The 23,325-nt window shown below is 63.2% G+C and carries 21 protein-coding genes; 18 read left to right on the forward strand and 3 right to left on the reverse strand.

Annotated elements, in window-relative coordinates:
* Positions 1–17 precede the first annotated feature (17 nt).
* The 3 genes from miaB to dapF all read left to right on the forward strand — a co-directional run bounded on the left by miaB (position 18) and on the right by dapF (position 3,571).
* Positions 18–1,532, forward strand: coding sequence for a tRNA (N6-isopentenyl adenosine(37)-C2)-methylthiotransferase MiaB (gene miaB, locus HMPREF2874_RS03475; RefSeq protein ID WP_070648956.1), 1,515 nt, complete (start codon positions 18–20; stop codon positions 1,530–1,532).
* 85 nt (positions 1,533–1,617) lie between these two features.
* The gene (gene miaA / locus HMPREF2874_RS03480; protein WP_070648957.1) at positions 1,618–2,538 is read left to right on the forward strand and encodes a tRNA (adenosine(37)-N6)-dimethylallyltransferase MiaA; all 921 of its coding nucleotides are present in this window, start codon (positions 1,618–1,620) and stop codon (positions 2,536–2,538) included.
* Between the two features lie 97 nt (positions 2,539–2,635).
* Positions 2,636–3,571 carry a diaminopimelate epimerase gene (gene dapF / locus HMPREF2874_RS03485; RefSeq protein WP_070648958.1) on the forward strand — a complete coding sequence of 312 codons (936 nt, stop codon included), beginning with the start codon at positions 2,636–2,638 and terminating at the stop codon, positions 3,569–3,571.
* A 174-nt stretch (positions 3,572–3,745) separates the two neighbouring features.
* On the opposite strand, the gene HMPREF2874_RS03490 is transcribed toward dapF, so the two are convergent.
* Positions 3,746–4,369, reverse strand: coding sequence for a class I SAM-dependent methyltransferase (locus tag HMPREF2874_RS03490; protein WP_070648959.1), 624 nt, complete (start codon positions 4,367–4,369; stop codon positions 3,746–3,748).
* Positions 4,370–4,566: 197 nt separating this feature from the next.
* On the opposite strand from HMPREF2874_RS03490, the gene hflX reads away from it, so the two are divergent.
* Together hflX and HMPREF2874_RS03500 are read left to right on the forward strand one after the other, a co-directional pair.
* Entirely contained in the window at positions 4,567–6,246 is a 1,680-nt protein-coding gene (gene hflX / locus HMPREF2874_RS03495) for a GTPase HflX (protein WP_070648960.1), read from the forward strand.
* A gap of 12 nt (positions 6,247–6,258) precedes the next feature.
* Positions 6,259–8,325 carry an ATP-dependent DNA helicase gene (locus HMPREF2874_RS03500; protein ID WP_070648961.1) on the forward strand — a complete coding sequence of 689 codons (2,067 nt, stop codon included), beginning with the start codon at positions 6,259–6,261 and terminating at the stop codon, positions 8,323–8,325.
* 271 nt (positions 8,326–8,596) lie between these two features.
* Here the strand turns inward: HMPREF2874_RS03500 and lexA are convergent, their stop codons facing one another.
* A complete protein-coding gene (gene lexA / locus HMPREF2874_RS03505) occupies positions 8,597–9,259 on the reverse strand; it encodes a transcriptional repressor LexA (protein WP_049332741.1) in 663 nt (220 codons plus the stop codon).
* A 942-nt stretch (positions 9,260–10,201) separates the two neighbouring features.
* Here lexA and HMPREF2874_RS09500 point away from each other — a divergent pair.
* From HMPREF2874_RS09500 to HMPREF2874_RS03520, 3 genes are all read left to right on the forward strand, one after another.
* On the forward strand, positions 10,202–10,546 hold the full coding sequence (locus HMPREF2874_RS09500; protein WP_246823761.1) for a LysM peptidoglycan-binding domain-containing protein: 345 nt from the start codon (positions 10,202–10,204) through the stop codon (positions 10,544–10,546).
* A 92-nt stretch (positions 10,547–10,638) separates the two neighbouring features.
* Positions 10,639–11,379, forward strand: a complete 741-nt coding sequence (locus HMPREF2874_RS03515) for a type 1 glutamine amidotransferase family protein (RefSeq protein WP_070648963.1) — start codon at positions 10,639–10,641, stop codon at positions 11,377–11,379.
* A complete protein-coding gene (locus HMPREF2874_RS03520) occupies positions 11,379–12,167 on the forward strand; it encodes a HisA/HisF-related TIM barrel protein (protein ID WP_070648964.1) in 789 nt (262 codons plus the stop codon). Before HMPREF2874_RS03515 ends, HMPREF2874_RS03520 begins: the two co-directional genes overlap by 1 nt.
* Before the next feature lie 193 nt (positions 12,168–12,360).
* On the opposite strand, the gene HMPREF2874_RS03525 is transcribed toward HMPREF2874_RS03520, so the two are convergent.
* Positions 12,361–12,783 carry a DUF1844 domain-containing protein gene (locus HMPREF2874_RS03525; RefSeq protein ID WP_049332734.1) on the reverse strand — a complete coding sequence of 141 codons (423 nt, stop codon included), beginning with the start codon at positions 12,781–12,783 and terminating at the stop codon, positions 12,361–12,363.
* A 293-nt stretch (positions 12,784–13,076) separates the two neighbouring features.
* Here HMPREF2874_RS03525 and infC point away from each other — a divergent pair, with 293 nt between their 5' ends.
* From infC to pheT, 10 genes are all read left to right on the forward strand, one after another.
* On the forward strand, positions 13,077–13,802 hold the full coding sequence (gene infC / locus HMPREF2874_RS03530) for a translation initiation factor IF-3 (RefSeq protein WP_371326325.1): 726 nt from the start codon (positions 13,077–13,079) through the stop codon (positions 13,800–13,802).
* A 198-nt stretch (positions 13,803–14,000) separates the two neighbouring features.
* The gene (gene rpmI / locus HMPREF2874_RS03535) at positions 14,001–14,195 is read left to right on the forward strand and encodes a 50S ribosomal protein L35 (protein WP_004006287.1); all 195 of its coding nucleotides are present in this window, start codon (positions 14,001–14,003) and stop codon (positions 14,193–14,195) included.
* A 114-nt stretch (positions 14,196–14,309) separates the two neighbouring features.
* Entirely contained in the window at positions 14,310–14,690 is a 381-nt protein-coding gene (gene rplT, locus HMPREF2874_RS03540; RefSeq protein ID WP_005507127.1) for a 50S ribosomal protein L20, read from the forward strand.
* A gap of 227 nt (positions 14,691–14,917) precedes the next feature.
* On the forward strand, positions 14,918–15,832 hold the full coding sequence (locus tag HMPREF2874_RS03545; RefSeq protein WP_246823766.1) for a TrmH family RNA methyltransferase: 915 nt from the start codon (positions 14,918–14,920) through the stop codon (positions 15,830–15,832).
* Positions 15,833–16,004: 172 nt separating this feature from the next.
* Entirely contained in the window at positions 16,005–16,931 is a 927-nt protein-coding gene (locus tag HMPREF2874_RS03550; protein ID WP_049345312.1) for a cation diffusion facilitator family transporter, read from the forward strand.
* A gap of 18 nt (positions 16,932–16,949) precedes the next feature.
* Positions 16,950–17,765 carry a DUF421 domain-containing protein gene (locus HMPREF2874_RS03555; protein WP_049338510.1) on the forward strand — a complete coding sequence of 272 codons (816 nt, stop codon included), beginning with the start codon at positions 16,950–16,952 and terminating at the stop codon, positions 17,763–17,765.
* Between the two features lie 16 nt (positions 17,766–17,781).
* Positions 17,782–18,291 carry a (deoxy)nucleoside triphosphate pyrophosphohydrolase gene (locus HMPREF2874_RS03560; protein ID WP_070648966.1) on the forward strand — a complete coding sequence of 170 codons (510 nt, stop codon included), beginning with the start codon at positions 17,782–17,784 and terminating at the stop codon, positions 18,289–18,291.
* A 282-nt stretch (positions 18,292–18,573) separates the two neighbouring features.
* Complete coding sequence (locus HMPREF2874_RS03565) at positions 18,574–19,095, forward strand: ABC transporter ATPase (RefSeq protein ID WP_049333108.1); 522 nt, start codon at positions 18,574–18,576, stop codon at positions 19,093–19,095.
* Positions 19,096–19,412: 317 nt separating this feature from the next.
* Positions 19,413–20,540 carry a phenylalanine--tRNA ligase subunit alpha gene (gene pheS, locus HMPREF2874_RS03570; protein WP_070648967.1) on the forward strand — a complete coding sequence of 376 codons (1,128 nt, stop codon included), beginning with the start codon at positions 19,413–19,415 and terminating at the stop codon, positions 20,538–20,540.
* 3 nt (positions 20,541–20,543) lie between these two features.
* Positions 20,544–23,114 (forward strand): phenylalanine--tRNA ligase subunit beta, encoded by a 2,571-nt coding sequence (gene pheT / locus HMPREF2874_RS03575; RefSeq protein ID WP_070648968.1) that lies wholly within the window; start codon positions 20,544–20,546, stop codon positions 23,112–23,114.
* Positions 23,115–23,325: the final 211 nt, after the last annotated feature.

Here is a 23,325-nt window from a genome sequence, read left to right on the forward strand (position 1 = left end):
CGGATACCCTATAGGGCATGACTTCGACCCTCAGCGATTCCGCCCAGACCACCGAAACCAGCCCCCGCACCTACGAAGTGCGCACTTTCGGCTGCCAGATGAACGTGCACGACTCCGAACGAATGTCGGGTCTGCTCGAAGCTAACGGCTACGTTCGCGCTGAGGAGGGCGTCGAACCCGACCTGGTTGTTTTCAATACCTGCGCGGTGCGCGAAAACGCCGCCAACCGCCTCTACGGTAACCTTGGCCAGCTGGCCCCCGTCAAGCGCCGCCATGAGGGCATGCAGATTGCCGTGGGCGGCTGCCTGGCGCAGAAGGATCAAGACGCCATCATCGAGAAGGCACCCTGGGTGGACGTCGTTTTCGGTACCCACAATATCGGTTCCCTGCCGGCGCTGCTGGAACGTGCCCGCCACAACCACGAGGCGCAGGCCGAGCTGCTCGAATCCCTCGAGGTGTTCCCCTCGACCCTGCCGACCAAGCGCGATCACGTGTACTCGGGCTGGGTTTCTATCTCCGTGGGCTGCAACAACACCTGCACCTTCTGCATCGTGCCCTCCCTGCGCGGTAAGGAGAAGGACCGCCGCCCCGGCGACGTGCTCGCCGAGGTTCAGGCGCTGGTCGACGACGGCGCTATCGAGGTGACCCTGCTGGGCCAGAACGTGAACTCCTACGGCGTGGAGTTCGGCGACCGTCAGGCGTTCTCCAAGTTGCTGCGCGCCTGCGGCGAAATTGAGGGCCTGGAGCGCGTGCGCTTCACCTCCCCGCACCCGGCCATGTTTACCGACGACGTGATCGACGCGATGGCCGAAACCCCGAACGTCATGCCCGTGCTGCACATGCCGCTGCAGTCCGGTTCCGACAAGGTGCTCAAGGACATGCGCCGTTCCTACCGCTCCAAGAAGTTCCTGAATATTCTGGACAAGGTGCGCGAGCGCATCCCGAACGCCGTGATTACCACCGACATCATTGTGGGCTTCCCCGGCGAGACCGAGGAGGACTTCCAGGAGACCCTGAAGGTTGTGGAGCAGGCTCGTTTCTCCTCCGCGTTCACCTTCCAGTACTCGATTCGCCCCGGCACCCCGGCGGCGACCATGGAGAACCAGATTCCCAAGGAGGTCGTGCAGGAACGCTACGAGCGTCTGATTGCCCTGCAGGACCGCATCGCCGGCGAGGAGAACCGCAAGCAGCTCGGTAAGACCGTTGAGCTGATGGTCGTGGCGGAGGCCGGCCGTAAGGCCGAGCAGACCCACCGCCTCTCGGGTCGCGGCCCGGACCAGCGCCTCGTGCACTTCTCGGTGCCCGAGGGATGCGAGACTCCCCGCCCCGGCGACATGGTGACCGTGCCGATTACCGAGGCCGGCTCCTTCCACCTGATTTCCGATCCGACCGCCGAGCAGTACAGCCTGCGCCGCACCCGCGCCGGCGACGCGTGGGACCGCTCCCAGGCCGATTCCTGCGGTACCGGCACCACCCAGGTTCCCGGTGCGCCGGTGGGCCTGGGCATGCCGACCATCGGCCTGCGCCCCTAATCTTTCATAACGAATCGTGCGCCCCGTTCTTCGGGTCCTCATCCTCACCGCGAGTGGGGCAGTGGGAACCGGTAGAATGGGGCGCATGACTATCTCCGAAACCCTGCCCGTTATCGCTATTGTGGGCCCGACCGGCACCGGTAAGAGTGCGCTCGCGATTGAGTTGGCTCTGCGCCTGAATGGCGAGTGCATTAACGCTGACTCCATGCAGTTCTACCGGGGTATGGATATTGGTACCGCGAAGGTCACCGCGGAGGAGATGCGCGGTGTTCCGCACCACCTGCTGGACATCATGGACGTGCGGGATGAGGCGTCCGTAGCGGAGTTTCAGGAGCGTAGCCGTGAGCTGATCGAGCAGATTCGTGCCCGTGGCCGCTACCCGATTCTGGTGGGTGGGTCCGGCCTGTATGTGCGTGCCGCCCTGGATAAGCTGGAGTTCCCCGGCACGGATGCGCGGGTGCGCGAGCGTCTGGAGGAGCAGGCACGTACCGAGGGTATCGGTGTTTTGCACGCCCGCCTGGCGGAGGTTGACCCGGAGTCGGCTGCGCGTGTGAAGGATGAACGCCGCATTATTCGTGCTCTGGAAGTGTTCGAGGTGACGGGCCGCCCGTTCTCGGCGTTCATGCCGGTGCGCGAGTACGTGACCGAGAGTATTCAGATTGGTTTGGATATGGACCGTGCCCTGCTGCACGAGCGTCTGCACCGCCGTGTGGAGCTCATGCACGAGCGCGGCCTGCTGGACGAGGTACGCGCCCTGAATGCGCAGGGTTTGCAGGAGGGTAAGACCGCCTCCCGCGCGATTGGTTACGCGCAGTTTGCCCGCGCCCTTGAGGACGAAGACTACGGCGTGGAGCAGGCGATTGAGGACACGACGATTGCCACCCGCCAGTTTGCGCGCCGCCAGCTGACCTGGTTCCGTGCGGACCCTCGCGTGCACTGGCTGGATGCGCTCTCACCCACCCTTGCCGACGATGCGGAAGCCATCATCCGCGAAAGCACCCGATAAGCCACAATAACGAGCTGCCGCCGAACCGATACCCCGTCGAGTCGGTCGGCACGGTAAAATCATAAACGGACAGGCCCCCAACGTTTAAGGACAGCATATGAGCGAGAACCCCTCCACCTGGGGCGAGCTGGCAGGATTGACCCTCACCAAGGGTCACGGCACCGGCAACGATTTCATCTTCGTGACGGATGAAAAGGCAGAGATTGCCCTCACCCCCGACCTGGTCGCCCGCGCCTGCGATCGCCACTTCGGTATCGGCGCGGACGGCTTCATTCGCGCTGCCCGAAGCACCTCTTCCCGCGGCGGCCAGAAGCTCCTCGAGGAATACCCCGACGCCGTGTGGTTCATGGACTACCGCAACGGTGACGGCTCCATCGCCGAGATGTGTGGCAACGGCGTGCGCGCCTTCGTGGACTACCTGCGCACCGAGGGCCTGATCGAGCTTGAGGTCGGCCAGACCGTGCAGATTGCCACACGCGCCGGCGTGAAGACCGTCGCCCGCACCGAGGAAGGCTACGCCGTCGACATGGGCCCCTGGAGCTTCATCCACGGTGATGCCGCCCGCGAGGGAGGCGAGGACTGCCTGGTGTCCGCCCGCGGCCTGAAGACCCCGCGCGCCGGCCTGTCCATCTCGATGGGCAACCCGCACACTGTGGTCATGCTCGGCTCCGAGGGCAAGCTGGACGGCCTGGACCTGTACAGCCAGCCGCAGGTTAACCCGGCACCCGCAGATGGCACGAACGTCGAATTCGTGGTGCCGGTCGACCTGGAAAATGACGGCAGCACCCACGTGGGCGCTATCCGGATGCGCGTGCACGAACGCGGCGTGGGCGAGACCCTCTCCTGCGGTACCGGCGCCTGCGCGGCCGCCGCAGCCACCCGATTCTGGGGCGGCGAGGAGGCGCCGGACGAATGGCTCGTGCACGTGCCCGGCGGTACCCTGGCCGTCACCTTCGTGCTCGGCCCGGACGACCTCGAGCACGTGGTGCTGGCCGGCCCGGCGCAGATGGTTTCGACCGTGGTGCTGCGCTAGGGGAACGAGCTAAGGTACTGCGCCCGGAACACGGCCTGAGCGCGCAGAGATTTAATATAGAAAAGCGGCGGGTGTTTTCTGAGATTCTTTCAGAAAACACCCGCCGCCGCAATATCTTAAACGGTTGGCGACCTCCGCCGGGCGGTTTTAGCCGGGTGGCTTTCGCCGGGCGGTTTAGGCCCCGTGGCGGTGCACCAGCAGAATACGGAAGCCCTTCGCCGTTGCGTAGCGCGACACCTCAAACTCGCCGGGGTACAGCTCCTCCAGCTTCGCATCCAGCCACTTCTGCAGCGAGTCGGAGCCGAGGTTCTTCTGCACCACCAGGTACGCGTCCCCCTCGGGGGCCAGGCGCGGCAGCCAAGTCAGCAGAATTTCGTGCAGAACCTCCTTGCCCACGCGAATCGGCGGGTTCGACCAGATGGTGTCAAAGCGCAGTTCGGGATCCACCGAGTCGGGGGGTCCCACGGTGACGTTCGGCAGCCCGAGCGCGGCGGCGTTGCGCTCGGTCAGGCTGATAGAGCGGGAGTTGACGTCCACGGCGTGCACCTGAGCCTGCGGGGCGAGCATCGCCAGGGTCAGGGTGATGGGGCCCCAACCGCAACCGATATCGAGGAGGCGCTCGCCGCGGGGTTCGGGGGCCTCCTGAAGCAGGATGGCCGTGCCCTTATCGATGCCGGATGGGCTGAAGATGCCGTTGGCGGTGGTGACGGTGACCTTGCGGCCTGCCAGCTCCACCTGCACGGGGCGGGGCTTGAACTCCGTCTCGGGGGTCTCAGAAAAGTAATGCTGCTCGCTCATGCTATCCAGTGTACCGGGAGGCCCGCACCGGCCCGGTTCCCGGGGGCAGAACGGCGTCCCGATCCCGCCTGACGCTCCTGGCCCGCACGGCCCAGCGCTCCTGGTCCGAACGGTGCTGTGCCCGCCTGCACGCCCTGAGCGCACAGGTGACCAAACCCCCTACCCGAGCGGGGCAACGGCGGTAGAATGGAAGGCGTATGACTTCTAAGAATAATTCCGTATCTGAGGCCGAGAAGCTGCCGAGCGACGAGCAGCTGCGCCGCACCGTGGACCGCGTTCTGGGCCGCTCCCAGTCCGCCTCCTCACTGACCACCTACGATGCCGCGGGCACCGCGCATCACGAGAGCGCGCCGACGCGCGGTAGCCGCCGCGTGCTCGACACCCGCGCGCGTGAAATTTCCGATGTTCAGCGTGAGCACTCCGAGTTCGATGGAGATCAGGAAGACCTCGCCGAGCGCCGCGCCCTGCGCCGAGTAGCTAACCTTTCCACCGAGCTGGAGGACGTCACCGAGGTCGAGTACCGTCAGCTGCGCCTGGAACGCGTGGTGCTGGCCGGCCTGTGGACCGAAGGCACCGTCGAGGACGCCGAAAACTCCCTGCGTGAGCTGGCCGCGCTGGCCGAGACCGCCGGCTCCGAGGTGCTGGACGGCCTGGTTCAGCGCCGCCTCAAGCCGGACCCGGGCACCTTCCTCGGCTCCGGCAAGGCCCTGGAGCTCAAGGACATCGTGGAGGCCACCGGCGCCGACACAGTGATTGTCGACTCCGAGCTGGCCCCCTCCCAGCGCCGCGCCCTCGAGGATATCGTCAAGGTGAAGGTCATCGACCGCACCGCCCTGATTCTCGACATCTTTGCACAGCACGCTAAGTCCCGCGAGGGTAAGGCTCAGGTCGAGCTGGCCCAGCTGGAGTACATGCTGCCGCGTCTGCGCGGTTGGGGTGCCTCCCTGTCCCGTCAGGCCGGTGGCCGTGCCGCCTCCGGTGAGGGTATCGGCTCGCGCGGTCCCGGTGAGACCAAGATTGAGATGGATCGCCGCCGCCTGCGCGCCCGCATGGCCAAGCTCAAGCGTGAAATCGCCGCGATGGCCCCGGCCCGCGAGACGAAGCGCCTGAACCGCCGCCGCAACCGCGTGCCCTCGGTGGCTATTGCCGGCTACACGAACGCCGGCAAGTCCTCCCTGCTGAACCGTCTGACCGATGCGGGCGTGCTCGTGGAGAACGCCCTGTTCGCAACCCTGGACCCGACCGTGCGCAAGGCGCAGACCCCCGACGGCATCGGCTACACCCTCTCCGACACGGTGGGTTTCGTGCGCTCGCTGCCGACCCAGCTGGTGGAGGCGTTCCGCTCCACCCTGGAGGAGGTTGCCGACGCCGACGTGATTCTGCACGTGGTGGATGCCTCCCACCCCGACCCGGAGGGCCAGATTCGCGCCGTCCGCGAGGTCTTTGCCGAGGTGGACGCTCGCCACATCCCCGAAATCATTGTGTTGAATAAGGCGGACGCCGCCGACCCGTTCGTGCTGGAGCGGATGCGCCAGCGCGAGCCCGAGCACGTCATCGTGTCGGCGCGTACCGGAGAGGGCATCGAGGAGCTTAAGCAGAAGATTGCGGACACGATTCCCCGCCCCTCGATTGAAGTCAAGCTGCTGATTCCCTACAACCACGGCGAGATTATTTCGCGCCTGCACGAGTGGGACGCCGAGATTAAGAGCACCGATTTTGTATCGGACGGCACCTTCGTGACGGCGCTGGTCCGCGAGGACGTCGCCTCGGACCTGGCCGAGTACGTGCTGGAGGGCGACCTGCTGGAGGTTCTGGAGGAGGAGCTGGCCGAGGCCCGCGCCCTCACCGCCGAAGCTGATACCGCCGAGACTCGCTAGGATCCGGTTAACGTGACGCAGAAGACGACGGGACGCACTAGCGCGCCCAAAAACGCCTCCGGGACTGCACCCGACGGTACCCGGTTCACCGGGCAGGAGCTTGAGACCCTGCCCGGTGCGAAGGATGCCCTGAACCTGCTCGACGAGGTTGTGGAGGCCACGGGCGGGCAGAAACGTGAAGGTCAGCGCACGATGGCGGCGCACGTGGCGCAGGCCCTCGAACTGCAACGACATCTGCTCGTGCAGGCCGGCACCGGCACCGGTAAGTCTCTGGGCTACCTGGTTCCGGCTCTCGCTCGCGTGGGGGAGTCCGACCAGCCCATCGTGGTGGCTACCGCGACCCTGGCCCTGCAGGCGCAGATCGTGAACCGCGATATTCCGCGTCTTCTGCAAGCACTGGAGCCGCGCCCGGAGTCGCAGGCGCAGGTGGCCCTGCTCAAGGGCCGCAACAACTACCTGTGCCTGCACAAGCTCGAGGGCGGCTACCCCGAAGAGGAACAGGATGCCCTCTTCGATATGCCTTCTTCGACCTCCCGCGTGGGCGAGGAAGTCGTGCGCCTGCGCGAGTGGGCTGACCGCACGGAGACCGGCGACCGCGACGAGCTCAAGCCCGGCGTGTCCGATCGCGCGTGGGCTCAGGTCTCGGTGAGCGCGGCCGAATGTCTGGGCCGCCGCTGCCCGCTGGTGGAGGAGTGCTTTAGCGAGATGGCGCGTAGTCGTGCCGCCGAGGCAGATATCGTCATCACGAATCACGCCCTGCTGGCCATTAACGCTTTCGAGGGCATGAAGGTTCTGCCCGAGCACGAGACCGTCATCATCGACGAGGCCCACGAGCTGGTGGACCGAGTGACCGGTGCGGTTTCCGGATCGCTGACCGTTGCGATGGTTCGCCGCGCCGCTCGAGGCGTGAAGAAACACTCTAAGGCCGATTCCGGGGCCCTGGAGATGGCCACCGGAACCCTGGAAACCGCACTGGAGGGCCTGCCCGAAGGGCTGCTCAACGGCCTCGACGGTCGTCTGCTCACGGCCCTGTCCGCGGTGAACGATGCGGCCCGCGCCGCGCTCTCCGATACGAAACCCGACGGACAAGAGGCCGACGCCGGCCTGCAGATGGCCCGTTCCCGCGTCTCGGAGGTGCACGAGGTGAGCAACCGCATCCTGGAGGCTTCGGCTGAGCAGGATGTGCTGTGGGTTTCGCGTCAGGGCGGCTGGGAGAACGGCCGCTACGTGGCCGCCTCCGATACCGACCCGGCGACCCTGAATATCGCCCCGCTGAGCGTTGGCCTGCAGCTGCGCGACGGTCTGTTTGCCGACCGCACCGTAATCCTAACGAGCGCGACCCTGACGGTGGGCGACTCCTTCGATGTGGCCGCCGGCGCCCTGGGCTTGCAGGGGGAGGGGGCTCCCCGCTGGACGAGCATCGATGTGGGTTCGCCCTTCGACTACCGCAAGCAGGGCATCATATACGTAGCCGGGGATCTGAAGCCCCCGGGATTTGGCGTGCACGAGGGCCAGCTGGAGCGACTTCGCGAGCTGTGCGAGGCGTCCGAGGGAGGTGCCCTGGGTCTGTTCTCCTCGAAGCGTGCCGCCGAGCGTGCCGCAGAGTATATGCGTGAGCACAGCGATCTGAATATTCTTCTGCAGGGTGAATCCTCGCTGAAGGCCCTGGTGGAGGAGTTTAGCGAGGATGTTGACTCGTGCCTATTCGGAACGATGAGCCTGTGGCAGGGCGTTGACGTCCCCGGAGACTCCTGCCGTCTGGTGGTGATGGATCGTATCCCGTTCCCGCGACCGGACGATCCGATTGCGCAGGCCCGCACGGAGTCGGTGAACCGTCACCGCGGTAACGGGTTCATGGCCGTCTCTGCGCATCACGCGGCTATCCGCATGGCGCAGGGCGCGGGTCGCCTGATTCGTTCGGTGAATGACCGTGGGGTCGTGGCGGTTCTGGATTCGCGACTCGCAACGAAGCGCTACGGCGGCTACCTGATGAGGGCCATGCCGCCGATGTGGCCCACCCAGAATAAGCAGGCCGTGGTGGGTGCGCTGGCCCGTCTCTCGGAATCCATCGACAGGTAGCCCGTCTACCGTGTGCTGAGCGGGCCATCGTGGATTGAGCGGGCGTGTTTTCCCCCCGCAGGGCTACTTCCCCGTAGAGTCAGAGAAAAGCCCCCGGCACTCGCAAACTTGCGAGTGCCGGGGGCTTTTCTCTTTGTTCGTTAGGCTCAACCGTTAGGTTTTCCTGTTAGGAGATTCAGGAGCGCTGAAGTCTCAAAGGATGTAGCTACCAAATCGAGGCGTTGTCGCCGGGCGATGTAGCACCCCATGATGCTCTCGCGGAGAGCGGGGATTAGAGACTACGCAATACCGAAACAACCTTGCCCATGACGGTGGCGCGGTCACCCATAATCGGTTCGTAGCTTGCGTTGCGCGGCATGAGCCAGGTGTGGCCATCAACCTGGCGGAAGACCTTCACGGTGGCCTCGTCGTCCAGCAGGGCGGCCACAATGTCGCCGTTGTCGGCGGTGTGCTGCTCACGCACGACGACCCAGTCGCCATCGCAGATGGCAGCGTCAATCATGGAATCGCCCTTGACCTTGAGCATAAAGAGCTTGCCGTTGCCGACCAGCTGGCGCGGCAGGGCGAGCACATCCTCAACGGACTGCTCAGCGGTGATGGGCCCGCCCGCGGCAATGCGACCGACGAGGGGGACGGGTACGAGGTCGTCCTCGCCAACCTCAAAGTTCGGAAGCTCAGGCAGGGGAGTGTGCATACCGGCGCCGTTTTCGTCGAGCACCTCGATGGCACGCGGGAGCTTGGGATCGCGGCGAATGTATCCCATGTTTTCGAGTCGGCCAAGCTGATGGGTGACCGAAGAGAGAGACGCAAGACCCACCATATCGCCAATCTGGCGCATGGACGGCGGATAGCCCTTCTGTTCAATCTCGGTGCGGATCGCGTCAAGAATCTTCTGCTGGCGCGCGGTCAGCGCCGGGCGGGGTGCTGTTGCCATATCTCTTCCTTTGGTCTGTGCCGCCGAAGGCAGCTGTACCTTTGGCGGAGCACGGATGGGTTGTCCACGTGTTCGTCATACGGTGACGTATATCGCACGGCATAGGTGAAACATGCCCCTTATCTCGTCAGGGGTGGATCAGATTCTAAATCCGTCGCGAGTAACGCCCCGCCATGATGGAACTCATCACGAGCGTGTGGAACATCTCTTGACACAAGTGTAGAACACTCTACCGACAAATTCAAACAAATATACTAGATTTTTTCTTCGAAACCGGAGGAATTTTTAGTATGTATCTGCTAGACTTTAGAACACGGATTCGGATACAGTAGAAAACCCTCCCGATTTTCGGGGTGTAAACGGGGTATTCTTCCTGTAATTCGAATACTCATTCTGCCTTGAGGGTCTGGAAGAGAGTCGTCGAATGTTCGAGAGTATTCGAACGAGAAACCGAATGACCTTCCTTATGCCGAAAGGGAGTTCTGGGGAGTGCGTCTACGAGACAAAACCCCGAACATTCCTTGACCCGACGTGTCGGGTCGAGGGCACGAACAACCACACTCAACTCACCCGCCGAGTCTCGAGAGAGCCGGCACCGTTCACCCCGGCGGGTCACCGCGGGAGTGAGCTTGAGAGAAAGGAACCACAATTATGACCGCAGCTTCTTTGGCCCCTCACCGTGCCTCTGCGTCTGCTACCCTTCCGGAAGGTTTGGTGGTACTTCACCCCGCGCACGCACGGCAGTCCGCGCGCATCGCTCGAGGCTCCTCCCGTCGCGCATCCGCTCCTCAGCCTTCTGCCTATCCGGCGCCCGTCCACCGTGTCTCTCCCACAGCGGCGGCTACTCGGCCAGCAGCCCCCTCCGCTCCGGTGAATGAACGCTCCGTTTCGGGGCACCCTTCCGGGCAGGGGAGGGAATCGTCTTCCCGCCGTGCGGGCCTTGTGCCTTCTGCTATCTCGGGTCTTCGCTCCCTGTCGTCTCGCCTGGAACGTTTCAACCCCCTGCGCAATTTCAAGGGGCTGCCCCTGCTGACTCTGGCCGCGCTCGTAGTGCTGGGCGCCATTACATTCCTCGGCCCTTCCCTCGGCCCCCGTGTTGAGAACGCATCGGCCACCCAAGCCACGGTGACCGTTAAGCACGGCGAGACGCTGTGGGACATCGCCCAGTCGGTGAACCCCGGCGGTGATGTCCGTGATACCGTGGTGCGTATCATGGAGATGAACTCGCTGACGAGCACCGCTGTCGACGCCGGTCAGCGCCTCGAGGTTCCCAAGCCGCGCCACTAGTCAAAGCTGTCGAGGTTGGGAGCTTCGGCTCGCTCGTCAGCGGATCATGAATCGGCTACGAGCCGCCTACCGCACTACTCAAGGAGCACGCGATGTCAACACCCTCTCAATCCCATCAGGACGCGGTCTCCTCACCGCGCCCCGTGGTCGCCGTTCTGGGGGATCCCGGAACTCACGGTGACATGGTAAAACTTCTTCGGGATTCGGGCGCGGAGGTCATCGTCACCGCTGACCCGCATCAGCTCCGCGAGGCTGACGGCATGGTGGTTGCCGGTCCTGCCGGTTCCCTTGAGGCGTTCGACGAGCTAAAAGCCAAGGACGCTGAGCGCGTGATTGGGCGCCGTGTGGCCGGTGGCCGTCCGGTGCTCGCGGCCGGTGCCGCCCTGAGCTGTCTTTTTGAATCCGTCGCGGTGAACCACCTGCAGCTGGGCAGCGTGCAGGTTCAGGGTATGGGGGAGTGGCCCGGCGAGAGCGTGGAGCTTTCCTCCAGGGGCCTGGTGCCCGGCTCCTCCGCGGTGTCCCCCTCGACCGACAGCCGACTGCTCAAAGATATTGAGGGCGAGGCCCGTTTCAAGTCCGAGCACGGTGTTTTTGAGTGGGTCTTTGACCAGAGCATTGACTATATCGCTCCTCCCGCGGTGAGCTGGACGGTAACCGAACCTCCCTATATTGCCGCGGTGGAGAACGGCCCGCTGACCGCGGTGCAGTTCTGCCCGGTCGTATCCGGTGAGCTGGGTGCTAAGTTTATGCGCCGCTGGGTTGCGTCCCTCGCGGTGACCGGCCGGCTGTCGCCTGCCGCGGGTGAATCCGCTACCGGTGGGGAGGAATCATAATGGCTAAACCCATCCTTGAACTTCTGCCGGCCGTCGATATTTCCGAGGGCTACGCGGTACGCCCTGTGGGCGGCACCCTATCCGGTGGCGAGCAGCGTCTCGACCCTGTAAAGGCGGCGCTCACCTGGGTGAAGGCTGGCGCCCGCTGGATTCATCTGGTTGATCTTGACCTAGCCTTTGGCCGCGGTACGAATACGGATGTTCTGGCGGAGGTCGCCGCCGCCGTCCGTGCCGAGAATACCCGAATGGCAGGCGCTACTCCGGTGCGTATTCAGGTCAGTGGCGGTGTGCGTAATGCTGAGAGCCTGGAGCGCGCCCTGAGCCTCAACCCGGACCGCGTGAACGTGACCAGCGCGGCGCTGGCGGATTCTGCCTGGCTTGAAAGTATCCTGGCTCGTTACGCGGATTCTGATCTCCTGGCCCTGGGGCTCGACGCCCATTACGACCCCGAGCGGGGTTGGATGACGGTGGCTCGCGGAACCGACTGGTCTGGCCCCGAGGTGGCGGAGGCGCTGGCCTGGCTAGAAAGCGTGGGCGTGCGTCGCTACATTGTCACCGACGTGAGTAAGGATGGCTCGCTGGCTGGTCCCGGCGCGGAACTGCTCGATGAGGTGCTGGCCCAGACCGCCTGTCGGGTGGTGGCCTCCGGTGGCGTGGCGTCGCTGGCGGACCTTGAGAAGCTGCGCGCCATGGTGCCGTACGGATTGGAGGGCGTGGTGCTGGGCAAGGCGCTGTACGTGGGGAACTTTAGCTTTGAGCAGGCACTCGAGGTCGCTGGCTCCCGCTAAACCTCTCCTTTCTGGTAAGGCTGTCGGCTCCCGCCAGCCCGCGCAGAATATATTCGGCTCCCGCCAGTCCGCGCAGAATATATTGCGCAGAATATATACGGTAAAGCCCCGCCTCCTTCAGCCGAGGGAGACGGGGCTTTACCGTGAATAGATTGGGGGCGACATGGTAGGCCGGCCGGTTCGAGAGATCGGTTTAGTACACCGGGCCGGTCAGCTTCTCGCCGGGGCCCTTGCCGGGCTCGTCCGGGAAGGGGGAAGCCTCACGGAATGCCAACTGCAGGGTGCGCAGGCCATCGCGCAGGGGTGCTGCGTGCTGGGAACCGATTTCGGGGGCGGCAGCGGTGACCAGGCCTGCCAGGGCGGTGATGAGCTTGCGCGCTTCATCGAGGTCCTTGAGATCGTCTGCGTTCTCGTCGGAGGCCAGGCCGCACTTGACGGCTGCGGCGCTCATCATGTGGATGGCCGCGGAGCTAATGATTTCGATGGCGGGAACGTCTGCAATATCGCGCAGCTGCTCATTAACGGCCTCGACCTGCTCCTCGGTGAGCTCGGTGTGGCCGTGGACGGGGGTTTCTTCTCCCGCGGTAAAGCGGAAGTTATTGTTTTCAGTGCTCATAACCCTAGAATCTCACATTTCGTTTAATTCGGTAAATGCGTTCACCCTGCGGTCCTGTGGCTCTCCGCAGCACCCGGGGCTATGCCCGTCGATTCGGCCGAGCGCGGGGACTCGCAACCCAACATGATGTGGGGTATATCCCTTGCGCCGTCGGGCGGTTCTGAGGTATGGTTGTAGACAGTTTGCAAGTGGAGCGCGCCTCCCACCCGATTGGCCGTCTCAGGTTTGCCCCTGGGATTTGAGGTGAACGGGTTCGTCCGCCGATTTCGGCGCACGCTGGTTTGTGCCTCCGCTTGTGTAACTGCGGGGGCTTTTTAGCGCCCGCAACGGATAGTATTCACGGGGAAACCCACAGAGCACAGGAGCTAGTCATTAGCGAACCACGCATTAACGATCGTATCCGCGTTCCCGAGGTCCGACTCGTCGGCCCCGGTGGCGAGCAGGTAGGCGTTGTCCCTCTGAAGGACGCTCTGCGCCTGGCTGAGGACGCCGAACTCGACCTGGTCGAGGTTGCCCCGAACGCGAAGCCGCCCGTGTGCAAGCTCATGGATTACGGCAAGTACAAGTACGAAGCCGCAATCAAGGCTCGTGAATCCCGCAAGAAGCAGGCTAATGCCGTTCTGAAGGAGATCCGTTTCCGCCTGAAGATTGATACCCACGACTACGAAACCAAGGTTGGACACGCTCGTCGTTTCCTTTCCGGTGGTGACAAGGTCAAGGCAATGATTCAGTTCCGTGGTCGTGAGCAGCAGCGCCCCGAGATGGGTGTGCGTCTGCTGGAGCGTCTGGCGGCTGAGCTGGCTGAGGTGAGCACCGTTGAGTCTCGCCCCCGTCAGGATGGCCGCAACATGGTGATGGTTCTGGCTCCGCTTCGCGGTAAGGCAGAGGCTCGCCGTGAGCAGGGCGCCGGCGGTCGCAAGGGTCGCGAGCGTATTGACACGACCAAGGCGAAGCCCGTAACTAATTCTCTGGCAGACGCTATGCCTGCCGAGCTGAAGGCACAGGCTTCCGCCGAGTAGGGAACCGGGTCGTCACTTTAGGATGGGCACGCGCCTCCACCGCTCGGTGGGTGTTGCGGGTTCACCCGGTGCCGGTTCCGAGGCACCTCGTCAGGGGTGCCTCACCTTTGGTCCTTGGGGCTGATGCGTTCGCGTACGCAGCCCCACTAAGCTACCCCGCCACTGTGGCGGGGGATGAATGTAAGGAGAACGGCAGCTATGCCGAAGCAGAAGACCCACTCTGGTGCTAAGAAGCGCTTCAAGCTCACCGGTAGCGGCAAGGTTAAGCGCCAGCAGGCGAACCGCCGCCACTACCTGGAGCACAAGTCCTCTCGTCTGACCCGTCGTCTGGCTTCTGACCAGATCGTTACCGGCGGCCAGGCAAAGGTTGTCAAGAAGATGCTGGGTAAGTAAGCAACGCTTACTCTCTGCACCTGGCGCACCGATAGTGGTGCGCACTGATTAAAGACTCGCTCCTGTTCAGCGTGATATGTGAGCTGTTCAGGACATAAGACGAAGGAGACACACGTGGCACGTGTGAAGCGCGCGGTTAACGCGCACAAGAAGCGCCGTACTATTCTCGATCGTGCATCCGGCTACCGCGGTCAGCGTTCTCGCCTGTACCGTAAGGCTAAGGAGCAGGTCACTCACTCGCTGGTTTACAGCTACGACCACCGTCGTAAGAAGAAGGGTGACTTCCGTCGCCTGTGGATTCAGCGTATTAACGCTGCTTCCCGCGCACAGGGCCTGACCTACAACCGCTTCATCCAGGGCCTGAAGGCTGCTGGTGTTGAGGTTGACCGCCGTATGCTGGCTGAGCTGGCCGTGAACGAGCCCGCTGCCTTCAACGCACTGGTTGAGATTGCTAAGAACAACCTGCCCGAGGACACCTCGGCTCCCAAGGCTTAATTAGCCTGAGGTTGTGTGCTTCTGCCTCGAAGATCTAGGTTCGGGGTGGGATGCTCAAGCGTCGTGAGCGGCCGTCTGCACTTTTGAGTGTGGGCGGCCGCTTTCTGCGTATCTGGGGGTTGTGCTTGTGGCTGTTGTGCTTCCGACTGCTCTGCGTTCTTTGGGTACGTCTTTGCCTGTACCCTTAAAGGGTGAATTTTTTTGAACGTATTAGTACCCCCGTTGTGATGTCCAACCCGCAGGCTGACCGCGTGCGCGATATTGCGAAGCTTCGCACTCGCTCGGCCCGCACGAAGAAGGGCCAGTTCCTGGTGGAGGGTCCGCAGGCCGTGCGCGAGGCCCTGAAGGCGCACCTGAAGAGCCCCATCCTGGACGCCGTGTACGTTACGGAGGTGGCTTTTGACCGTCATGAGGATATCGCTGAGCTACTGGAGCAGGTGTACGGCACTCCCACCCCGGAGGAGGGCCGCCGCGTTTTTATGCGTGTGGTGACCGATGAGGTGTTGGCGGCCATGGCTGATTCGGTGAGCCCGCAGGGTATTATTGCGGTTTCCTTTATGGTGGATGCTTCCTTCTCGTTGCTCTGGGGTGAGGGCGCGTTGAACCCCAAGCTGATTGCTGTGCTCTCTCGTGTTCAGGATCCGGGTAATGCGGGCACGATCCTGCGTGTGGCGGATGCCGCCGGCGCCGATCTTGTGATTACCACCAAGGGCTCGGTGGATTTGTACAACCCGAAGACGGTGCGTTCCACCGCGGGTTCGCTGTTCCACGTGCCGGTTATTCAGGGTGTGGAACTCGAGGACTTCGCGGAGGACGTGAAGTCTCAGGGGACCGCGGTGCTGGCTGCTGACGGCTACGGCGTGGTGAACCTGCAGGAGCTGACGGAGTACACCGCGGCCCGTCGCGCGGGTGTGGAGGCGAGCGCCCCGTCCGGCCTGAAGGGTAATTTTGATCTTTCTCAGCCGACAATGTGGCTTTTCGGGAATGAAGCGCAGGGTTTGAACGCTGAGGAGAAGGCGGCCGCTACGATGCGAGTGGCCGTGCCGGTGTACGGCTCAGCGGAGTCCCTGAACGTGGGTACCGCCGCGGCGGTCTGCCTGTACGCCTCGGCGATGGCTCAGCGCTCGAACGCTCTGGGCTAATACCGTAAGCCCATCATCCCGTGGTGTACTCTCCCGGCGAGCTGTGTTCGTCGTGGCTGTATCGGGCCGAGGTTTGGCCGTGCCCGCCGCGGGCCTTTTACAAACTTTTGAATAGTGTCGCCCCCGATGGTTCCGTGCTTTTCGGGTTAGTGCGGCCTGCAGAAAGGTAAATATGTCTCAATCCAGTCATTCCGGCCACTCGGGAGCCGGGGCGATTATTGCCGCCCTGGGGGCGAACCTCGGTATCGCCGTCCTGAAGTTCTTGGCTTTTGCCCTGACCCGTTCCTCCTCGATGTTGGCCGAGGGCATCCACTCGGTGGCTGACTCCGGTAACCAGGTTCTGCTTCTTTTGGGTGGCCGCGCCTCCCGCAAGCAGGCCGACGAGGAGCACCCGTTCGGTTACGGCCGTAACCGTTACATTTACGCGTTCATCGTCTCGATTATCATCTTTGCACTGGGCGGTCTGTTCGCCCTGTATGAGGGTTTCGAGAAGCTTCACGACCCGCACGGTATTACCGAGTGGCAGTGGGTTCCGGTGGCCGTGTTGGTGGGCTCGATTCTGCTGGAGGGTAATTCCTTCCGCGTGGCTGTCAAGGAATCCAGCGGCCTGAAGGGTAAGCAGGGCTGGCTGCGTTTCCTGCGCACCTCGAAGAACCCGGAGCTTCCGGTGCTTCTGCTTGAGGATGCGGGCGCACTGGTCGGTCTGCTGCTGGCCCTGATTGGTGTGGGAATGACCCTACTGACCGGTAATGGCCTGTGGGATGCGTTCGGCACCCTGGCTATTGGTGTGCTGCTGGTCTTTATTGCTGTGTTCCTTGCGGTGGAGATGAAGTCCCTGATTTTGGGTGAGGCTGCTTCTCCGGAGGATTTGGCGAAGATTCGCGCGGCGATTGAGGATGGCGACAGCGAGCGCATTATCCACATTAAGACTGTGCACCTGGGTCCTGAGGAGATTCTGGTGGCGGCAAAGATTCGCATTCATGATGCTGACACTGGTCGTGCGGTGGCTGATGAGATTGACGCGGCTGAGGTTCGTATTCGCGAGGCTGTTCCTGCGGCACGCATCATTTATTTGGAGCCGGATATTTTCCGGGCTTAGTTCTAGGAGATTTTTGTTATGACCGTTGAGATGATCGTTTATCGTTTGCTAAAGATTTTCGTTGGCCTGATCATTCTTTTGGTGTACCTGCGTCTGACTCACCGTTCTCAGGCGGGGCACCAGACCCCGATTGATACCATCGGTAACTTTGTCATCGGTGGTGTGTTCGGTGGCGTGTTGTACAGCGAGCAGATTAGCCTGTTCTACTTTGTCATCTACATGGTGTTTACGCTGTGCATGATTCAGCTGCTGAACGTGGCGACCACGAAGATTCGTTTTCTGCATATGGCGGTGCGTGAGCAGCGCGTGCCGGTCATTACGGATGGTGATATCGATATTAAGAGCTTCCAGCAGGCAGATGTGGTTCTTGATCCGATGCGCCTGATTGCTGACCTTCGTGCGCAGGGTATTTACGACCTGGAAGACATTGAGTTCGCTCAGATTGAACCGAACGGTGCGCTGAGCGTGATCCGTAAGGGTGACGGTGTGCCGAACTTTGCTCTGATTGTGAAGGGTAGCTTGGTCACTCGCGATATCGCGGATGCGCACAAGACCGAGGATTGGGTGTACCTACAGTTGCGTGCCGCTGAGGTCGAGCTTGAGGATGTCTTCCTCATGGAGTTCAAGAACGGTAACCGCCTTCTGATTCTGCTGAATGACGGCACTAATATTCGCCGTGAGGTGGCAGAAGCCTCGAATATGAATGATGAGGAAGAAGAGTGGCAGGAAGGCGTGGAGGAAGCTCCTGAGCCTGAGGATACTGAGGATGCCGAGAAGGAAGTAGCGGAGCACGCTGCTGAGGATGCGCATCCGCTGAAGGATTCTAAAGCGTAGAAGAAGGTAGAGAAAGATGAGTGAAGTGTCGCCCTCGTTTGAGGTTCAGGTGGTTGGCGCCGCCGTGGTTGATTCTTTGGTGGCTCCGACCCGTATGCTGGTGGCTCAGCGTTCTGAGCCGCAGACTGTTGCCGGCATGTGGGAGTTCCCGGGCGGTAAGGTCGAGCCGGGGGAGAGCTGCGAGCAGGCGCTGGTGCGTGAGCTGAAGGAGGAGCTGGGTGTGCAGGCGCGTTTGGGTGCTGAGGTGCCCGGTGCGTATCCGCAGGGCTGGCGTCTGAGCGAGCGTTTGGCGATGCGTGTGTTCTTTGCCGAGATTCTTTCGGGTACTCCGGACACCCTGGAAAATCACAGCGCCCTGCGGTGGATGCCGCTTCCCCCGGCGGGGGAGGGAATCCTCGAGGCCGTGGAGGCTGCCGAGATTCTGGCGCTGCCGTGGATTCCCGCGGACTTCCCAATCGTGGAGGCACTTCTACGTCAGCTGGGCCGTTTTGGGACGGGTCGGTCTGGGCCGGGCGACGAAAGCTAAGGGCGCGTACCTGCGCCATACCGGTAACGCTCTCTTCGCGGTGCCGCCCGGGGTGAAGGATGAGAACGACTACATCTGCTCGGGCCTTTTTAACTAGGCGCGCTCGATGTAGCTGGGCATCTGCCCGATGCTCCAATACCGCCCGATGTGCCGGTGAACGCCCCGATGGGAGGTTCACCGGCACATCGTCATATATGAGTTCGACACGAGCATTTTCTTTGGAAACTTCTTACCGACCGGGTAGTATTGAGGGAGAAATCACATACAAATTGGGAGACAATGATGACTGCTCAACCTCCGTACGACCCGAATGCGTACCGCTCCGACGCGGTACCTTCAGACACCCAGGCCATCTACATTCAGGAAGGTGGCTCCAAGCCGGGTGGAATCCTGTTCCACTCGCCGACCAAGCACCCTAAGATTCTGCGCCTGCAGGAGATTATGATTGTCTCCGCGTTGCTCTGCTTTGTCCACGGCATCATTTCTTCGTTCGCACCGGATAACCTGTCCCCGCTGAAGGGCCTGCCGGAGTTTGGCGTTGCGGGCGGTTTGGGATTGCTCATCGGCTCGGCCATCGTGTACTCGTGGGTGTACTTCACGATTCAGAAGGGTAAGCGCCAGGGCCTGACCGTCGGCCTCATCTTCGCGATTCTCGGCGCCTTCGTCGCGGTCCTCTCGCTGATTGGCAACGTGATTGACGCTCAGCGCTACGGCTTCGTGCCACTGTACGCCGCGTGGTTTATCGCCAACGTGCTGTGGATTCGCTCCTCCTTCGACCCCGAGGTCAAGGAAGCGCTGGCCTAATCCTCACCCCCGTGGGGACCCGTTCGGCAAATATGCCGCCGCGGGGCGTGCGTACCTGACGACTCCACACCTAATCAAAGCATCAGAGCGCCCGGATGGACTATCCGGGCGCTCTGATGCTTTCTCGTGGTTCTCTGGTCTAGAATGGGTAGGATATGCGCCCGCAGACCCTGCCGGGATGCTCCGCCCCTCACACGCTCGGCGCCCGCCGTGCCCGGGGCGATTGGTGAGCTCTCGCGGTCCCCGCGGTGCCGCCCCATAGTGACAAACCAGCCGACCGGCCCCAACGCGCCGGTGGTACGCAGAGAAGAGTGACAATGACCGATTCCGTGCAGGAACACGAGGGCCCGAAGGGCCCGGCTCAGGTCCTCGCCAACATCGCGCAGGTCCTGGAGAACAACCCCGAAAAGGGTCTGGACGCCGTTCGTGAGGCATTTGAGGCCGAGCGAGAGCGCGCCCAGCAGGAGATTCGCGAGAAGGCAAAAGACTTTGACAGCCTCAAGGAGGTGCGCCTGAGCTTCTTCGGTGAGAAGGGCGTCATGAGCGTCGCCAACCGCCAGATGCGTGACCTTCAGAACCAGCACAAGGGCCCCGTGGGCAAGCTGCTGGGCCAGGCCCGCGCCGCACTGACCGAGGTTATTGAGGCTCGCACCAAGGAGCTGGAGGCCGAGCGCGAGGCCCGCATCCTGGCCGAGGAGGCCGTGGACATGTCGGCCGCATCCGCTCGCCGTTCCCTGGGCGGTCGCCACCCCATCGCCCTGATGCAGGAGCGCCTGACCGACATCTTCGTCGGCATGGGCTGGGAGGTTGCCGACGGCCCCGAGCTGGAGTCCGAGTGGTACAACTTCGACGCCCTGAACATTAAGCCGGACCACCCGGCGCGCGAAATGCAGGACACCTTCTACGTTGAGCCGAAGAACGCTCACCTGCTGCTGCGCACCCACACCTCCCCGGTGCAGATGCGCTCGATGCTCTCGCGCGAGCTGCCCCTGTACATCGTGTGCCCCGGCCAGGTGTACCGCACCGATGAGCTGGACGCGACCCACACCCCGGTCTTCCACCAGATTGAGGGCCTGGCGGTGGATAAGGGCCTGACCATGGCCGATCTGAAGGGCACCCTGGAGTACATGGCCCGCGCCATGTTCGGCGAAGAGGCTAAGATTCGCCTGCGCCCGAACTTCTTCCCCTTCACCGAGCCCTCCGCCGAGCTGGACCTGTGGCACCCCAACGCCAAGGGCGGCCCCCAGTGGATTGAGTGGGGTGGCTGCGGCATGGTGAACCCGAACGTGCTGCGTGCCGCCGGCATCGATCCCGAGGAGTACTCGGGCTTCGCGTTCGGTATGGGTATTGAGCGTACCCTCATGTTCCGTAACAACGTCGCCGACATGCACGACATGGTCGAGGGCGACATCCGTTTCTCTGAGCAGTTCGGGATGGAGATCTAAATTATGCGTATTCCCCTGTCATGGCTGCGCGAGTTCGTGCCGGTCGCCGAGGACGCTTCGGCTGAAGATTTGATGGCAACCCTGGTGAAGGTTGGCCTGGAAGAAGAAGACGTTCACCGCCCCACCGACGAGATGTCGGGCCCGATCGTGGTGGGCCAGGTTCTCTCGATGGAACCCGAGACCCACTCTAACGGCAAGACCGTGAACTGGTGCCAGGTGCGCGTGGTTCCGGAGGGTCAGGAGCAGACCCTGACCGGCAAGGGCATCGAGCCCTCCGGTGTGCAGGGCATCATCTGCGGTGCCCACAATTTCAAGCCCGGTGACAAGGTCGTCGTGACCCTGCCCGGCGCCGTGCTGCCCGGCGGTTTCGCGATTACCGCCCGCAAGACCTACGGCCACAAGTCGGCCGGCATGATTGCCTCGACCCGCGAGCTGGGCATCGGCGACGACCACGGCGGCATCCTGGTGCTCTCGACCCTGGGCCTGGACCCCGAGGTCGGCACCGATGCGATGGAGCTGCTGGGCCTGTACGACCAGGCGGCCGAGGTGAACGTGACTCCGGACCGCGGCTACGCATTCTCCCTGCGCGGTATCGCCCGCGAGTGGTCCCACGCAACCGGAACCCCCTTCGAGGACTTCGTGCTCGCCTACGGTGAACGCGCTCCCGAGGCGAACTCCTCCGGTCACCCGGTGGTCCTGCGCGACGAGGCCCCGATTCACGGTAACCCGGGTTGCGTGCGCTTCGTGATGCGCGAGGTATCCGGCGTGAAGGCCGAGACCCCGGTTCCGACCTGGATGTCCTCGCGTCTGCGTTTGGCCGGTGTGCGCTCGCTCTCGCTGCCCGTCGATATCTCCAACTACGTGATGCTGGAGACCGGTCAGCCCCTGCACTTCTACGATGCCGATAAGGTTCAGGGCGAAATCGTGGTGCGCCGCGCTGCTGCTGGCGAGAAGCTGGTGACCCTGGACGGCGTGGAGCGTACCCTGCACCCCGAGGACATCGTGATTGCCGATGATTCGGGCGTGATCGGCCTGGCCGGTGTGATGGGAGGAGCCTCGACCGAGGTGACCGACTCGACCACCCGCATCCTGATTGAGGCCGCACGCTTTGACGAGGTGTCGGTGGCTCGCACCGCCCGCCGCCACAAGCTGATTTCCGAGGCCTCCAAGCGTTTCGAGCGCGGCGTGGACCCGCAGATTCAGGCAGCTGCCGCCCAGCGTGCCGTGGAGCTACTGGTCGAGCTGGCCGGCGCCCAGGCTGAGCCGGGCGTTACCGACGTGTCCCTCGGCTACGAGCCGGTCGTCATCGAGTTGCCCGCCGAGTACACCGCCGGCCGCATCGGCGTGGACTACTCCCCGGAGCAGATTGAGTCCAGCCTGCGCGAGATTGGTTGCTCGGTGGAGCGCACCGAGTCCGGCTACCTGGTGGCTGTTCCTTCCTGGCGCCCCGACCTGCGCGCGAAGGAAGACCTGACCGAGGAAATCGCCCGTATCGACGGCTACGAGAACATCCCCTCGACCCTGCCGGTGGCCCCCGCCGGCCGCGGCTACACCCCCGAGCAGGCGGGCAAGCGCCGCGCCCTGAACGCGCTGGCCGCAGCCGGCCTGACCGAGGTCTTCGCCTACCCCTTCGTGTCGGCTGAGGCGAACAACCTGTGGTCGGCTCCGTGGGTCAGCACCCCCGAGAACCCCGTGACCGAGGTGCCCTCAATTCGCCTGGAGAACCCGATTTCTTCGGCTGAGGGCTGGATGCGCCGCTCGCTGCTGCCCGGCCTGGTCGAGGTGCTCAAGCGCAACCTTTCCCGCGGCTTCAAGAACCTGGCCATCTTCGAATCCGGCCACGTGTTCATCCCGGGTGAGAAGCTGGGGTCGGACTCTATCCCGCCGCTGGGCGTTCGCCCCTCGGATGAGGTTCTGGCGGACCTGAACGCCGGCATCCCGAAGCAGCCCTCGTTCATCGCCGGCCTGTTCGCCGGCACCGAGCACGAGGTGATGCCCGGCGCGGCTCCGCGCGCTTACGACTGGCGCGATGCCTTGGACGCCGTGCGTCTGATTGCGGATGCCGTATCCGCGCCGATTACCGTGCTTAACGGCGTTCATACCGCGTTCCACCCGGGGCGCGTGGCCGAGGTCCTGGATGCGAACGGCGAGCGCATCGGTTTTGCCGGTGAGTTGCACCCGAAGCTGTTGCAGGAGCTGAACCTGCCGGAGCGCACCTGCGCCTTTGAGCTGGACTTCTCCGCCCTGTTCGCGCACCGCGTCGAGGTACACCAGGCCGTTCCGGTGCTGACCTACCCGGCGGCAACCCAGGACGTAGCCCTGCTGGTGGACCGCGATCTGCCCGCTTCTGAGGTGGAGCGCGTGCTGCGTGAGGGCGCCGGCGAGCTGCTGGAGGATATCCGCGTGTTCGACGATTACCGCGGTACCGGCATCGATGAGTCGAAGAAGTCCCTGGCGTTCGCGCTGCGTTTCCGCGCACCGGATCGCACTCTGACCGCGGACGAGGCTTCCGCCGCTCGAGAGGCAGCCGTGGCGGCCGCCGTCGAGCAGCTGGGCGTGGAGGCTCGCGTCTAGTCGAGACCAAGTGACGCTGACGGGGTGGGGGCTTCGGCTCCCACCCCGTTTGCGTGAACACCTGCGCGTTCGACGGCGCATCCGCCGAATTTGTATCTGAATATGCGCGTTTGGCCTCGTCAGATAAAGAATAAAGCACAAGTTTGTTCTTTTATTGGTGATGCTCCGCGGTAATGGGTACCCTAGAAGGTAGACGATTTGAGGGAGAGAT

This window comes from Rothia sp. HMSC068F09 (assembly GCF_001812775.1).
Classification (GTDB): Bacteria; Actinomycetota; Actinomycetes; order Actinomycetales; family Micrococcaceae; genus Rothia; species Rothia mucilaginosa_A.

What these genes read in the sequence shown, in the direction of transcription:
- miaB (WP_070648956.1), top strand. Translation starts at nt 18, where the DNA reads ATGACTTCGACCCTCAGCGATTCCGCCCAGACCACCGAAACCAGCCCC.
- miaA (WP_070648957.1), top strand. Translation starts at nt 1,618, where the DNA reads ATGACTATCTCCGAAACCCTGCCCGTTATCGCTATTGTGGGCCCGACC.
- dapF (WP_070648958.1), top strand. Translation starts at nt 2,636, where the DNA reads ATGAGCGAGAACCCCTCCACCTGGGGCGAGCTGGCAGGATTGACCCTC.
- HMPREF2874_RS03490 (WP_070648959.1), bottom strand. Translation starts at nt 4,369, where the DNA reads ATGAGCGAGCAGCATTACTTTTCTGAGACCCCCGAGACGGAGTTCAAG.
- hflX (WP_070648960.1), top strand. Translation starts at nt 4,567, where the DNA reads ATGACTTCTAAGAATAATTCCGTATCTGAGGCCGAGAAGCTGCCGAGC.
- lexA (WP_049332741.1), bottom strand. Translation starts at nt 9,259, where the DNA reads ATGGCAACAGCACCCCGCCCGGCGCTGACCGCGCGCCAGCAGAAGATT.
- HMPREF2874_RS03515 (WP_070648963.1), top strand. Translation starts at nt 10,639, where the DNA reads ATGTCAACACCCTCTCAATCCCATCAGGACGCGGTCTCCTCACCGCGC.
- HMPREF2874_RS03520 (WP_070648964.1), top strand. Translation starts at nt 11,379, where the DNA reads ATGGCTAAACCCATCCTTGAACTTCTGCCGGCCGTCGATATTTCCGAG.
- HMPREF2874_RS03525 (WP_049332734.1), bottom strand. Translation starts at nt 12,783, where the DNA reads ATGAGCACTGAAAACAATAACTTCCGCTTTACCGCGGGAGAAGAAACC.
- rpmI (WP_004006287.1), top strand. Translation starts at nt 14,001, where the DNA reads ATGCCGAAGCAGAAGACCCACTCTGGTGCTAAGAAGCGCTTCAAGCTC.
- HMPREF2874_RS03545 (WP_246823766.1), top strand. Translation starts at nt 14,918, where the DNA reads ATGTCCAACCCGCAGGCTGACCGCGTGCGCGATATTGCGAAGCTTCGC.
- HMPREF2874_RS03550 (WP_049345312.1), top strand. Translation starts at nt 16,005, where the DNA reads ATGTCTCAATCCAGTCATTCCGGCCACTCGGGAGCCGGGGCGATTATT.
- HMPREF2874_RS03555 (WP_049338510.1), top strand. Translation starts at nt 16,950, where the DNA reads ATGACCGTTGAGATGATCGTTTATCGTTTGCTAAAGATTTTCGTTGGC.
- HMPREF2874_RS03560 (WP_070648966.1), top strand. Translation starts at nt 17,782, where the DNA reads ATGAGTGAAGTGTCGCCCTCGTTTGAGGTTCAGGTGGTTGGCGCCGCC.
- HMPREF2874_RS03565 (WP_049333108.1), top strand. Translation starts at nt 18,574, where the DNA reads ATGACTGCTCAACCTCCGTACGACCCGAATGCGTACCGCTCCGACGCG.
- pheS (WP_070648967.1), top strand. Translation starts at nt 19,413, where the DNA reads ATGACCGATTCCGTGCAGGAACACGAGGGCCCGAAGGGCCCGGCTCAG.
- pheT (WP_070648968.1), top strand. Translation starts at nt 20,544, where the DNA reads ATGCGTATTCCCCTGTCATGGCTGCGCGAGTTCGTGCCGGTCGCCGAG.